Source organism: Butyrivibrio sp. FCS006 (genome assembly GCF_000424525.1).
In the GTDB taxonomy this organism is placed as follows: domain Bacteria; phylum Bacillota; class Clostridia; order Lachnospirales; family Lachnospiraceae; genus Butyrivibrio.
Genome location: NZ_AUKB01000012.1, coordinates 230,870 through 244,833 on the forward strand (window position 1 = coordinate 230,870; position 13,964 = coordinate 244,833).

Here is a 13,964-nt window from a genome sequence, read left to right on the forward strand (position 1 = left end):
TCATTCACCGGATACGGCACTTGCTGCATCGCTTGCTCCTTCGTTTGTACTGCTTTCTTTTGATGCATCCTCGGATGAGCTGCTCTCCTTGGAGGAATCCTCTGATGCCGAGTCTCCTTCCCCTGAAGAATCCTCTGTGGATGCGCTGTCAGATGACGAGCCGGAATCTCCTGCAGGTGCTGAATCCTCGGTAGTTGAAGCATCTCCTGAAGATGATGAATCCTCTGTTGAGGCACTGTCACCACTGTCTGATGAGTCATCCGTGCTGGAAGAGTCGCTGCTTGATGAGGAATCTCCGCTGGATGCGCTGCTTGACGAGGAGGAATCATCGTCTGTCTCAATCTTTACAAGATCAGGGAATGAGTAGGACTTGTTGTCCTCTTCTTTATCCACGTTGATCCTGTAGCTCTTGGTCTCATATCCGTCCATCTTAAGGATGACTTCATGATTTCCGGAAATCTTGTTTATGCTGGTGGGAACAACGCCCACATAGGCGCCGTCAAAATACACCTCAGCTCCATAAGGTTTATCGAAATAAATCTTGTATCCCTTAATCTCTTTGTTTGGTTTATCCTCTTCCGAAGAGGAATTGCTGCTGACTGTGGCTGCCTTGGAAGCTGCAGAGCTTGATTCACCAAAGTCTATTGTGCCGACAGGATAGCTTGTCAGTGTTGATGCGCTGCTGCTTGAACCCACCGAAGTAGAAGCATCCTCGCTTGATGCGTCCGCTGCTGCATCGGAGTCTTTTTCCAGTTCTATCTGAATAACTGCCTTGGCTGTTCCAACCTTGAGATACTTATTCTGGGTAACATAACCGTCTGCAAGGACTTTCAGGGTGTGATAGCCGTAATTGATGCTCTGTGGAACTCCTGTAAGAGCCCTTTCTCCGTCAACAAAGACCTCAGCGTCTTCCGGGATGATCTCAAAGGTGATCAGTGACTCTTTTGGCTTTGATATGGATACTCTTCCCGTATCAACCACGGTTTCCTGATTGCGACTGATGTTTACCTCAGTCTGATAGCTTGCGCCGTTACCAAGGATCTGGAGATTGTAATCTCCCTCCGGGGCGCTGAGCATCATGTTCGGAGAAATCTTGTGTATTACCTCGTTGTCAAGCTCAAGCCATGCTCCCACAAGGCTGTGGTCCTCAACAGTGTCCGAAGAAAGGCTCACATAGCCATGTCCGCTTGTGACAACCACGCTGTAAATATCTTTTCCAATACCACTGACTGTAATTCTGTCTGTATCAAGTACATCCTCAGCAAGAGCAAGTTCGCCTTCAGCCATGACCAGAGTCCTTGCATCTATTTTGTAGATATCTCCCTGGATCCTTGCTGTTCCGTCACCCCTTACAAGGTCATGGTTTCTTGTGTTTTCCACAACCCAGGCATCAGATGAAACATTTAATGTTGTAATATGCTTGCTGCTCTTAAGGAAAGTGACATCAACAATCTCTCCAACCTCTAAAAGAGATGCCGACAAAACCGTTCCCCTGGCATCATACATCATGCTCGTGTTGTCATAGGAGAGGGTGTAGGTCTTGCCTGTCTGATGATTCCTGAATCTTATGAGCTTTTTGGTGGTGTCGATCTCTCTGATGGCCGCAGTATCTGCAGAATCATACTTGCCGATAAGTGAAACAGTGATCTTATCAGCATTGTCTGCCGCCCTGGTTATGCTCTGCGGCGAAGAGACAAGCATGCCCAACGATAATGTAATTGCAAGTAGTGCCCTGAGTATTCTTTTAGTCGTAATCATGGTTCTCCCGTTCCACATGATCCTTCATGTATTCTTCTCTTAGGCGCTCCGGCTTAAGCAAATACTCCTTGGTGTTGTGCTCGGGATGCTCAATGACGTCCATCAGCATCGCACTAAGGATGTTTCCCAGAGTCTTACCGGGGGCAATCCCCAGATCAATGAGGTCCTTCCCCTTGACTGCCAGGTTCTTAAGGTTAACACAGTCCTTCCTGTCTAAAATCTCCTTGTATACAGCTTTACACTGCTCAATGACCTGCAACTTATCATCTCTTTGATAATCGCTCTGGGCCATGGTATCTGCATATCTGACCTCAAAAAGCAGAGGGAAATCTTCTTCTCCCACACGGGCCATGGCTCTTCTGATACTGGAAGCCTTGGGCGGAAACCTGTAATCGTGGTAGAGAACCAGGTTGCAGACCCTGTCCATGGTATCTCTGTCAAACTTAAGGCGCCTGAAGATCTTTTTTGCGATCTCAGCGCTGACCAGGTCATGGTTGTAGAAGTGATGAACTCCCTCGTCATCTATCTCCATTGTATCAGGTTTTCCCATATCATGCATCAGCATTGTAAGGCGCAAAACCTTGTCAGGACGCACATTCTTCATGGCTTCCACCGTGTGATCCCCGACGTTGTACATGTGGTGGATATTCTCCTGGGGCGTATCCATGCATTTATCGAATTCAGGAAGGATCACCGCGGTTATTCCCAGCTCGTAAGCCATCTTGATCTTCTCCGGATGGGGAGATTGCAGGAGCTTCACCAGCTCTGTCTGAATTCTCTCGGCGCTGATCTTTGAGAGGGTAGGAGCAAGCTCTTTTATGGCTTTCTTCGTCTCTTCTTCGATCTCATAGTCAAGCTGAGCGGCAAATCTCACAGCTCTCATGATCCTCAGGGCATCCTCAGAAAACCTCTCCCTTGGATTCCCGACGCACCTTATGATATGGTCCTCTAAATCCTTTTTGCCATCAAACCTGTCGATCAGACCCTCTTCCTCATTGTAAGCCATGGCGTTTATGGTAAAATCCCTGCGCATCATGTCTTCATAGAGGTCCCTTGTAAATGTGACCTCCTTGGGGTGACGGCCGTCCTCGTAAATTCCATCAATCCTGTAGGTGGTTACCTCATACCCCTCTTTTCCCATCATCACCGTAACGGTTCCGTGCTCTATACCGGTGTCGATGGTTCTTTTAAAGAGTTTCTTGGTATCCTGAGGAAGCGCATTAGTGGTGATGTCCCAGTCCTCCGGAGTTCTTCCTAAGAGGGCATCACGAACACAGCCACCCACTATATAAGCCTCAAAACCTGCCTTGTGCATGGTGTCGAGAATGAATTTTGCATTTTCCGGTATTGTAATCTTCATACCTTCATAATAGCCTATAGGCCTGATTTTGTGAATATTTGCTAGGAATTTTGTCATTAAGGTTATATACTAAATATATGTAATAATGAGGAAAAGTTTATGAAATTTTGGGACTATAGTCGCTATGATAAATTGGCGGCAATACTGCTGCTCATAATATCAGTTATTGCAATTTTCTTTATTTCAGATACTTTCTTTAAACCGGGATCCGGGATCTACAGCCTGAACGATGGCTGGGAGATCTCTTTAAATGGTGTCCCGTACTCTTCGGATTCACTTCTCGATGCAGGTCTTGGCCTTATTGACGAAGGTGATGTGGTGATCCTTAGCCGCAAACTTCCTGATTTCAAGCTCGAGAACCCCTGTCTTATCATGTATTCCATCCACGCTTTGGTAGATGTATATCTCGATAATGAGCTGATCTATTCCTTCGGTCATGACTACTATGAAAACGACCGTACCGTCCCCAAGCGCTACAATTACATTGCCCTGGGACAGGATTATCTGGGAAAAGAGCTTAGGATTGCCATTTCCGGTACCAGAACCCGGTCATTTTCAGGCGCCTCTCCCATAACTGTCGGTGAAAGACGCGACATTCTGACCTATCACATCTCTGGCATGCGATCAAATATAATAATCGGTGACTTTTTGATGATCCTGGGCCTTGCCTTGATGATCCTCTCTCCCTACATGGTTATTTACCACAGCAATGACTTAAGACTCTTCTTCAGTGGTCTTATATCACTACTTCTTGGTCTGTTCATATACTCTTTCTACGGACTTATCGATCTTCTGTGCAACAATCCGAGCCTTAACACCATTTGCGAATATTCTTCAATGTACAATATTCCGACAGCCATCATCGGATACTTCATGTCCATCTCAACAGATAAGCTAAAGAAGATATTCAGAGCACTTTTTGTTGCAAATGTTCTGGTATTCCTTTCGGTATTCTTCTTTACCGTCATTGCAAGCCGCAGGATCTTCGAATTTACACCTATGCTTCAGGGGCTTGCCCTTTTTGAGGCAATCGTCTGCACCGTAATAATCATAAGAGCTGCAGCAAAACTATTTAAGGATCCGGATTTCCGTCTGATTTCCTCCGACAATGTCTTTTCCGCAGGTCTTATCATTTTCACGCTTTTGTCGGTTGTTGACATCTTCAGATACAACTACACCAAGTACTTCTCAAAGCAGGGTGAATCATCAACTACCATCGCATTCTTCACCGGCGGCGCTGTACTTCTTGTCTGCTCGCTCCTTATAAGTTACCTGCTTTACATCATCTACAACTCAAACCTTCAGTCCATGCAGAGCAAGATATCATCCCTTGCCTTCACGGATCCCCTTACGGGTCTTGCCAACAGAGCCCGTTGCGAACAGGTTATGGATCTGCTTACCAAAGAGCGCACTCAGTACACCATAATAAGTCTCGACCTCAACAAACTAAAACAGGTAAACGACACCCTTGGCCACCACGAAGGCGACCGTCTTCTGTCCGGCTTTGCAACCATACTCTCCGACTGCTTTTTGGATGCTAACCTTGTAGGAAGGATGGGCGGTGATGAGTTTATCGTAATCCTCACGGAAGAAAGAGCCCTTAGCACCACCAAGAGGATACACGAGCTCTACTCGATGATCAGCGACTGGAATCACAAAGAGCAGGTATTCCAATACAGTGCGTCCTACGGCTATGCCTACAGCTACGAAGTCCCCAGCGGATCCGCTCAGGAGGTCTACATGCTGGCTGACAGCCGTATGTATGAGATGAAGAGAGAGCATCAGTCTGACAAGCGTAAGGAGGTGATAAAGAATGCGTAAATTCTTATCTTTCCTTACATTAGCCTTGGCTTTACTTGCGCTGTTCTTTACCTTTGCAACATTTTTCTTCTCCTTTAAGCCAACGCACCCCATTATGAAGCTCGAAAAAGGCTGGACTGTAACCTACAGAAACCAGCAGTACTTAAACACTAATCTTGAGCACATGAGCACTCAGGTTGGAGCAACCTTTTCAAGAGGCGACGTTGTCTACTTAAACCAGACTTCACCTCTTGTTGATATTCGTTGCGATTTCCCTTACCTCGCCTTCAAGACAAGATACTGCTACTATGAGATATTCCTGGATGAAGAGCTCATAAGCAGCACAGTTCCTGCGAGTTCATCAAATAAAGAGTTTATCGGTGTAGGCTACAATTTCATCCCGCTCCCGGACAATTACGTGGGTAAAAGACTTACCATCAGGCTCTATGTTACTGAAAACTCCACAAGAGCCGATATAATCACGCCTTTGATTGGTGATTTCGACGATATTTACAGAGACATGATCCATTCAATGATCTATCCCTTCACCATAGGTCTTTTCATGATGATGTTCGGTGAGGTGTTCCTGATAATATCCCTGCTCTTCTATATCAGGTCAGCCGGCGTTACAACACAGATTCTGTGCTCTGTCCTTAATATTGTTCTTGGCTGCTGGATCTTAACCGCCTTTGATGTCACGGACTTTGTGCTGCCTCCCAACATAAATACAACGCTTGAGTTCTGCACCATGTACCTGATAACGCCGCTTATCTATGCCATTGTATTTGACCTTCACAGACGTTGGGAGAATAAAATACTGATAGTAATGGGTCTTTCAACTCTTGCCTTTTCTCTTACTTTCATGTTCCTGCACTTCTTGAATGTTGTGCACATAAATCATTTCCAGTATCCCTACTACTTTATTTCTACTGCGGGTATGATCATACTGGTAGCCTATGACTACATGGACTTAAAGAGCAAAAGCCACAATTCCTCGAGGCTGATCCTGATGATAGGCATAACCTTCATGGCTGTGTCACTGTTTGGCTACATAATAGCCGCTGTGCTTCACCAGTATATTGGCTTTGCCAGCACCCCGATTATCTCCGCCATCATGCCCACCGGAGTTATGTTCTTCGTATTTATGCAGCTGCTTAATTACTTTGTATATATGACACACTCTTTTGCCCAGAAAAAAGAGTATGCAGCCCTTACAAAGATTGCCTACATCGACAATCTCACCGGTCTTCCAAACAGAGTCAGCTGCGACGAAAGGCTTGATGTCTTTAATAAGTCAGACAAGAATTTCTGCCTGCTGAGCCTTGATCTTAACGGTCTTAAAGAGGTCAACGACAACGCCGGACATCCGGCCGGGGATAAGCTTCTTAAGTCCTTTGCGGATACACTTAAAGCTGTTATTGGGGATCTCGGAGTCTGTACCAGGATTGGCGGAGACGAATTTTTAGTGCTGATTGAAAAGACAACTCCAATGGAGCTTGATAAAAGACTTGTTAAACTGGATCAGGAGCTTTTAGAGCTTGATAAAAAAGTTCCTGACGTTAATCACAGTGTATCATATGGCTACGCCTTCAGAGAAGAGGTAGAAGATGGGGATACACATTCGGTATTCATGTTGGCTGATCAGAGAATGTATGACTACAAGAGAGCACACTACGCAAACATGATGAAGAGATAAAAAAAAGGACGCGCATTAATACGCGCGTCCCCAATATACCATCTTAGTTGCAGGCTTTCCGCACATTACACATGTGTCGGAGAGCTTTTCTTGTTCAAAAGGAATGCATCTGCTGGTAGCTGAGAACTCTTCCTTGATCTTGTCCTCACACTCCTGGCATCCGCACCACATAGCCTTTACAAAGCCCTTGGTCTCCTTGAAGGCCTCTGCGAACTCCTCTTTGTTGTGAGCTGCGAAGGTGTGCTCTGCAAGGTGCTTCTTAGCTCTCTCGAACATATCCTTCTGGATTGTATCAAGAAGCTCACCAACCTTAGCTGAAACCTCAGAGATAGCACATTCGATCTTCTCTCTTGTGTCTCTTCTTACAAGTACGCACTTACCTGCTTCAAGATCCTTAGGTCCGATCTCGACACGAACAGGAATACCTCTCATCTCCTGCTCAGCGAATTTAAATCCGGGTGTTCTGTCAGAATCGTCTGTCTTTACTCTGTAATCTGAAAGACTCTTTGCGATATCGTAAGCTGCATCAAGAACGCCTTCCTTCTTCTGCTGGATAGGAATAACAACAACCTGTACAGGAGCGATCTTAGGAGGTACTACAAGGCCTGAATTGTCGCCGTGTACCATGATCATAGCACCGATTGTACGTGTTGTAAGTCCCCAGGATGTCTGACATACATAGTGAAGCTGATTGTCTTTTCCTGCGTACTGGATTCCGAAAGCCTTTGCAAAGCCGTCGCCGAAGTTGTGGCTTGTTGCGCTCTGAAGAGCACGTCCGTCATGCATAAGTGCCTCTACTGTATAAGTAGCCTCAGCACCTGCGAATTTCTCTTTATCTGTCTTGCGTCCCTTAACAACAGGAATGGCCATATCGTTCTCAAGGAAATCAGCATAGACATTAAGCATCTGCTGTGTTCTCTCCTCAGCCTCTTCCATTGTTGCGTGAGCTGTGTGTCCTTCCTGCCAGAGGAACTCTCTGCTTCTAAGGAAAGGTCTAGTCTCTTTCTCCCAACGAACAACGCTGCACCACTGGTTGAGAACCTGTGGAAGATCCTTGTAGGAGTGGATCTCTCCCTTGTAGTAGTCGCAAAACAGTGTCTCTGATGTAGGACGTACGCAGTATCTCTCTGTAAGAGGCTCAAGTCCTCCGTGAGTTACCCATGCTACCTCAGGAGCAAAGCCCTCTACGTGATCCTTCTCCTTCTGAAGAAGTGACTCGGGAATGAACATAGGAAGGTATGCGTTCTGAACGCCTGTCTCCTTAAATCTTGCATCGAGGTGCTTCTGAATAAGCTCCCAGATTGCATAGCCTGCAGGCTTGATAACCATGCATCCCTTGATGTTTGAGTAGCTTACAAGGTCTGCCTTGATACATACGTCTGTGTACCATTGTGTGAAATCTTCATCCATGGATGTGATCTCAGAAACGAGTTTCTTGTTGTCTGCCATAATTTCTCCTCTCTCTTTCGTTATGAAGTGGATACGAGGTTGTTTAAGCTAAAAAAATAAGCCTTCGCATCCCTAAAAACAGGGACCGAAAGCTCGGCGGTACCACCCTATTTAAATCCGCAAAAGCAGATTTCACTTCATTTGTGCCCTTAACGCGGGTAACGCTGTATTTATGCTGACGCTTTCATACAGGACTCCAAGGCGGGTTCGCTGTTTTTCCGTAAGAGCCTCACACCAAACGGCCCTCTCTCTGAAACGTGATTGCAGTTACTATTCCTCTTCAACGTCGATTTATTTATTTCACTCATTCTAGTTTCAAACCCAAAGATTGTCAAGCCATTTTGAACCCAGGGGACGGAGTCAGTGGCTCATAATCTGACAATTAACCGATTTGTCAGATTATGAGCCACTGACTCCGTCCCCTGGGTTCATTACCGGTTCAACTCGCTCTGGGGACCGTCAGAGTGGTGATTTCTGATGATGCTGTCAATTACCTGCTTGTCACATGCAGGAAGATCACCCGGTACTGTGTTCTTAACGCTGGAGGTTGCATTTCCGTAGAAAAGAGCTTTCTCCACGTCATCATACTCAAGAAGTCCGTACAAAACACCGGATACATACGCATCACCGGAACCGATCCTGTCGATTACGTCGATGCCTGTATAAGGCTTTTCGGTGTAGAACTTATCTTCCTTGGCGCTGTAGATGGTTGAAGTAAAGTTATGCTTTTTAGGGCTGATTACTTCGCGCTGGGTTGTGCAGACAATCTCTACAGGATAATCCTGCGTATAGCTCTTCATAATATCGGAGAGCTCTCCTTCTTTTTGCATCATGCGCCTTGAAGTCTCCTCGGAAACAAAGAGAATATCAACATAGGGCAGAATGCTCTTAATAGCTGCCCTTGCCTCTTCTTCACTCCAGAGGTTTGCTCTGTAGTTGCAGTCAAAAGACACCTTCGCTCCCGCAGCCTTAAATCTCTTTATCATCTCTGTGGTAACTTCGCAGGTATTCTTGTTGAGCGCCAGAGTTATACCGCTGGTATGGAACATTCTTGTATTGGAATATACACTCTCAGGAATTTCATCAAGGCTTATCCTTGTAATCGAGGAATTCATTCTGTCATAGACAATGGAGGGCTTTCTGGGCGCAGCTCCATTTTCATAGTAATAGATACCAAGACGAGCCTCAGGGGCATCGTCATAGATAAGATAATCATCTGAAACACCCTCAAACCTTATCCTGTTCTTGATAAAGGTTCCGAGAGCATTCTTGGGAAGTCTCGATATAACGCCGGTGCGCATGCCCAAAAGAGCTACACCGGACGCCACATTGAGCTCGGATCCGCCGGCTCTTTTATCAAACACATCTCCCCTGGTCATTAGTTCGTAATTGGGTGGAGAAAGTCTAAGCATTATTTCTCCAAAGGTCAAAAGATCAAATCTTCCATCTCCCATAGCCGGCCTCCTTATTCACCATCAAAACTACAGACTATCTGCAGACAACTATATGATAATATATGAGAAATGCAAGTGTAAGGGCTTACATTGTTGATAATATTGATTATTTTGAACAAAAAAACAGGGGATAGCGATCATCCCCTGGAAGTATCTCTGTCGTTATATTTTGAGAGCACGACTTCGCCCTTCTTTAATGTCTCTTTTACATCAATGACTCTCTGGTTTGAGGAGCCCCTGAATCTCAGCATCAGGTCTTTCTTATCAAGCATGAACTCTCCGTCCACCAAAACATCAGTCATCGCAAGGATTGCATCGGTATCTTCACCGTGGCATCTCTTGTTGTCAGGATCTGTAAGCTCCTCCCACAGATACCCCGAATAGATCCAGATGGTGGCCCTTGGGACTTCCTTTTTTATCCTCTCAAGAAGCGGTCTTATCTCCTTCTGGTTTACTATCTCCATAGGCTCTCCACCAAGAATGGTAAGACCATCAATATATCCCGGCTTAAGAGACTCAACAAGGTCATCCTCAACCTCTTTTGTATAAGGCTGACCGTAATTAAAGTCCCAGGTCATCTCATTAAAGCACCCCTTGCAGTGATGAGTGCAGCCCGATACGAAAAAGGCTGTTCTGCATCCCACTCCGTTGGCAACGTCATTGTAATAAACCTGTCCGTAATTCATAACTTCGATCCTCTAAATTACAATACAAGCCGGACTTTATCTGCCCGGCTTGTATCTGTATTTCATACTTTTTCAATAACCCCCAAGCGATACCTTACACGGGTTCGCCATTAAACATATTATCAGCAGGAAATCTTAGGGTTGGACATGTGAAGAACCCTCTCCTTGATCTCCTGAGTACGTCCCTGATTCCAGAACTGGGTTCCGATATATCCACAGGTACGTCTTGCAACGTTCATCTTGTTCTGATCGCGGTTACCACAGTTAGGGCACTCCCAGATAAGCTTTCCGTCTGTATCGGTAACGATCTTGATCTCTCCGTCATATCCGCAGCACTGGCAGTAATCTGACTTGGTGTTGAGCTCTGCGTACATGATGTTCTCATAAATGTACTTCATAACAGAGATAACAGCCTCAATGTTGCTGTTCATATCAGGAACCTCAACGTAACTGATAGCTCCTCCCGGTGAAAGAGCCTGGAACTCAGCTTCAAACTTAAGCTTTGTGAAAGCATCGATCTGCTCTGTTACGTGTACGTGATAGCTGTTTGTAATGTAGTTCTTGTCAGTAACCTCAGGAATGATTCCAAATCTCTTCTGAAGAGCCTTGGCAAACTTATAGGTTGTTGACTCAAGAGGCGTTCCGTAAAGTGAGAAGGATACATTCTCTTTAGCACGCCATGCTGCGCACTTGTCATTGAGGAACTGCATAACCTTAAGTGCGAAATCCTTACCTCTTGGATCTGTGTGGGATACACCCTTCATGTACTTGGTACACTCACAAAGTCCTGCATAGCCAAGGGAAATTGTTGAGTAGTTTCCGAAAAGAAGTGGATCAATCTTTTCACCCTTCTCAAGTCTTGCAAGTGCTCCATTCTGCCAAAGGATAGGAGCTACATCTGAAGGAGTACCAAGGAGTCTGTTGTGTCTTGCCATCAGTGCTCTGTAGCAAAGCTCACATCTCTCATCGAGGATCTCCCAGAATCTGTCCTCGTCCTTAGCGGATGAACATGCAACATCAACGAGGTTAAGAGTTACAACACCCTGGTTGAATCTTCCGTAATACTTGTGTGTTCCTTCTGTATAATTCTTGGCCTTAGCCTTGTTTCCTGCGTTGCAAAGTCCCTCTGCAAGAGCTTCATTATCGGGAGTAAGGAATGATCTGCATCCCATGCAAGGATAAACATCACCCTTCTTGAGCTCTTTCATCTTCTTGGCTGAGATGTAATCAGGTACCAGTCTCTTGGCTGTGCACTTAGCTGCCAGCTCTGTGAGGTACCAGTACTTGGAATCCTCAGTGATGTTATCCTCATCGAGAACGTAGATGAGCTTAGGGAATGCAGGTGTTATGAGCTGACCCTTCTCATTCTTGACACCGTAGATACGTTGCCTTAGCATCTCTTCGATGACCATTGCAAGGTCGTCTCTCATCTGTCCCTCAGGAACTTCATCGAGGTACATATATACTGTAATGAAAGGAGCCTGACCGTTTGTGGTCATAAGTGTGATTACCTGATACTGGATAACCTGGCATCCTCTCTCGATCTCTTTCTTAACTCGCATCTCTGCGATCTCATCAACCTGTTTCTTGTTGATCTTCATGCCGGCTGTCTCGAACTCAAGAGCAACTTCCTTGCGGAATTTCTGTCTGCTGACATCAACAAAAGGAACCAGGTGTGAAAGTGTAATAGACTGTCCGCCGTACTGTGAGCTTGCGATCTGTGCAATTGCCTGAGTTGCAATATTACAAGCAGTTGAGAAGCTCTTGGGACGCTCGATCATGGTCTCGGAGATAACGGTTCCGTTCTGAAGCATATCCTCAAGGTTTACCAGGCAGCAGTTGTGCATGTGCTGAGCAAAGTAGTCAGCATCATGGAAGTGGATAAGACCTTCCTCGTGAGCCTTAACAACATCATCGGGAAGAAGGAATCTCTTTGTGATATCCTTACTTACTTCGCCTGCCATATAGTCTCTCTGAACGCTGTTAACAGTAGGATTCTTGTTTGAATTCTCCTGCTTAACCTCTTCGTTGCTACACTCAATAAGAGACATGATCTGCTCATCGGTTGTGTTGGACTTTCTAACCAGAGCATGCTTATAACGATATGTGATATATTTCCTTGCAACCTCAAACTTGCCGGACTTCATCAGGCCATCCTCAACCATGTCCTGAATCTCCTCCACGCTGGCTGCACGGGTAAGAGAGGCGCACTGTTTTTCAACAGCTTTCTCGATGTCACTGATCTGACCGTCTGTCAGCTTCTTCTCCTCAGTAACCTCGTTGTTGGCCTTTTCAATCGCAGCGATAATCTTGCTGCCGTCAAAGGCAACTTCTTTTCCGCTTCTCTTTATTATCTTCATAACTAACCCCTTTCCTTTCGAAACACCTTCCGTCCACAATATCTTGTGGTCACATAAATATGATAATACATTATATGGGATAATTCAAGCTCAAAAATTTCGAACTTTTTCCAGACGCAAATGCAGTCTTTTTAGGTGTTCCAGCGTTTCTCCCCCGGTTATCTCTTTTCCGGAAAAATAATATTCCGTGTTTTTCATCCACGACATTTCGTTATTTTTGTCAAAAGACATATCTATATCTTGTGCCATATCCAGAGAAAGTACATCTGCAAGATGTCTTACCGTACCTCTGTTACCGTCTATCAAAAGAGTCTCCTGACCAAAGTACTCTCTATAGAGAGGTTTAAAGTAATTAAAATGAGTACATCCAAGAACCAGTGCGCAGTACTTCTCCTTATCGAAAGCTCCAAACTGCTGGGTTATGTACTCTTTTACAGCCTCCGATTCAAACTCCTCGCGCTCTGCAAACTCCACAAGCTTAGGCATTGCCAGAAGGTCAACTCTGTGGTCCTCGTCAACTCTGTGGAGCAGGTCTTTAAGCTTATCCTGCCTTATGGTGACAGGCGTTGCAATGACCATGATGCGCTTTCCTTCTGTGCCTTCTACCGCGGGCTTAACTGCCGGCTCCATTCCAAGTATCGGAATATTGTAGTTTTTGCGAAGCTCCTTGATGGCGACGCTGGTAGCTGTATTGCATGCAACAACAATTGCTCCGGCTCCCTTTTCTATAAGAAAGTCCGCTATCTTGGTTGCATAGCCGACTATCTGCTCAGGGGTCTTGGTCCCGTAAGGCACATTTTCTGTATCCGCATAAAAAATGAATTCCTGTTTCGGAAGCAGGTGATACGCCTCGTGCAAAACCGAGAGGCCTCCGATGCCGGAATCAAAAATTCCTATCTTCATATTTCTTTTTCCTCTGTGTTACAATAAACTCATGAGTGAAAAAATATTTGATGAACTTCAAAAACTGTATGACAACTCAAAGGTCGGTGCCCTGGTTCAGGAGATCTGCGAATACTACGCAACAAGAGTCGGGTATGAGGATGATTCCTACGAGGATGAGATAGAACCTCACGAGATCGTGGAATCCGCCTATATTCTCTTTTGTCTCCAGTCCAGAGAGCAGATCCTTGATGAGTTTGCTATTGTCAGAAAAAGGTATCCAACGCTCTATGAGCCCGTCGGAGCCTTCCACAACAACCTGCTTATCAACATGGATTATGGCAGGCTTGAAGGCGAGTGCGCCACAAGAATTGCAAATTATGCCAAGGACACCACAGAAAAAGAGGTTCTCTCGCACGTAGAAACCTTCGCACGTTCAAGCGAAAACCTCTCTGAAGGTCTTGATAAATTTTATGGCTGGCTCCACACAAGGAGCCGTTAAAACCACTGAAGTCATTC

10 protein-coding genes and 1 other annotated feature are annotated in these 13,964 nt (G+C 45.4%); of the genes, 3 read left to right on the plus strand and 7 right to left on the minus strand.

From position 1 onward, the window contains the following. Both G633_RS0104100 and G633_RS0104105 read right to left on the minus strand, forming a co-directional pair. Positions 1-1,758 (minus strand): PEGA domain-containing protein, encoded by a 1,758-nt coding sequence (locus tag G633_RS0104100; protein ID WP_022767938.1) that lies wholly within the window; start codon positions 1,756-1,758, stop codon positions 1-3. Continuing rightward, positions 1,745-3,118, minus strand: coding sequence for a CCA tRNA nucleotidyltransferase (locus G633_RS0104105; protein WP_022767939.1), 1,374 nt, complete (start codon positions 3,116-3,118; stop codon positions 1,745-1,747). The genes G633_RS0104100 and G633_RS0104105 overlap by 14 nt, the downstream gene beginning before the upstream one ends. Positions 3,119-3,217: 99 nt before the next feature. On the opposite strand from G633_RS0104105, the gene G633_RS0104110 reads away from it, so the two are divergent. Both G633_RS0104110 and G633_RS0104115 read left to right on the plus strand, forming a co-directional pair. Then, positions 3,218-4,939: a GGDEF domain-containing protein gene (locus G633_RS0104110; RefSeq protein WP_026519155.1), complete on the plus strand. Its 1,722-nt coding sequence runs from the start codon at positions 3,218-3,220 to the stop codon at positions 4,937-4,939. Then, entirely contained in the window at positions 4,932-6,614 is a 1,683-nt protein-coding gene (locus tag G633_RS0104115; RefSeq protein ID WP_026519156.1) for a sensor domain-containing diguanylate cyclase, read from the plus strand. The genes G633_RS0104110 and G633_RS0104115 overlap by 8 nt, the downstream gene beginning before the upstream one ends. A 15-nt stretch (positions 6,615-6,629) precedes the next feature. On the opposite strand, the gene proS is transcribed toward G633_RS0104115, so the two are convergent. From proS to murI, 5 genes are all read right to left on the minus strand, one after another. Further along, complete coding sequence (gene proS, locus G633_RS0104120; RefSeq protein WP_022767942.1) at positions 6,630-8,063, minus strand: proline--tRNA ligase; 1,434 nt, start codon at positions 8,061-8,063, stop codon at positions 6,630-6,632. Between the two features lie 77 nt (positions 8,064-8,140). Beyond that, positions 8,141-8,356, minus strand: a binding site (T-box leader). Between the two features lie 138 nt (positions 8,357-8,494). Further along, complete coding sequence (locus G633_RS0104125; protein WP_022767943.1) at positions 8,495-9,517, minus strand: sugar kinase; 1,023 nt, start codon at positions 9,515-9,517, stop codon at positions 8,495-8,497. A 137-nt stretch (positions 9,518-9,654) separates the two neighbouring features. Continuing rightward, positions 9,655-10,203: an anaerobic ribonucleoside-triphosphate reductase activating protein gene (nrdG, locus tag G633_RS0104130; RefSeq protein WP_022767944.1), complete on the minus strand. Its 549-nt coding sequence runs from the start codon at positions 10,201-10,203 to the stop codon at positions 9,655-9,657. Between the two features lie 122 nt (positions 10,204-10,325). Beyond that, positions 10,326-12,563, minus strand: coding sequence for an anaerobic ribonucleoside-triphosphate reductase (gene nrdD, locus G633_RS0104135; protein ID WP_022767945.1), 2,238 nt, complete (start codon positions 12,561-12,563; stop codon positions 10,326-10,328). Positions 12,564-12,653: 90 nt separating this feature from the next. Further along, complete coding sequence (gene murI / locus G633_RS0104140; RefSeq protein ID WP_022767946.1) at positions 12,654-13,466, minus strand: glutamate racemase; 813 nt, start codon at positions 13,464-13,466, stop codon at positions 12,654-12,656. A gap of 31 nt (positions 13,467-13,497) precedes the next feature. Here murI and G633_RS0104145 point away from each other — a divergent pair, with 31 nt between their 5' ends. Beyond that, on the plus strand, positions 13,498-13,947 hold the full coding sequence (locus tag G633_RS0104145) for a hypothetical protein (RefSeq protein WP_022767947.1): 450 nt from the start codon (positions 13,498-13,500) through the stop codon (positions 13,945-13,947). Positions 13,948-13,964: the final 17 nt, after the last annotated feature.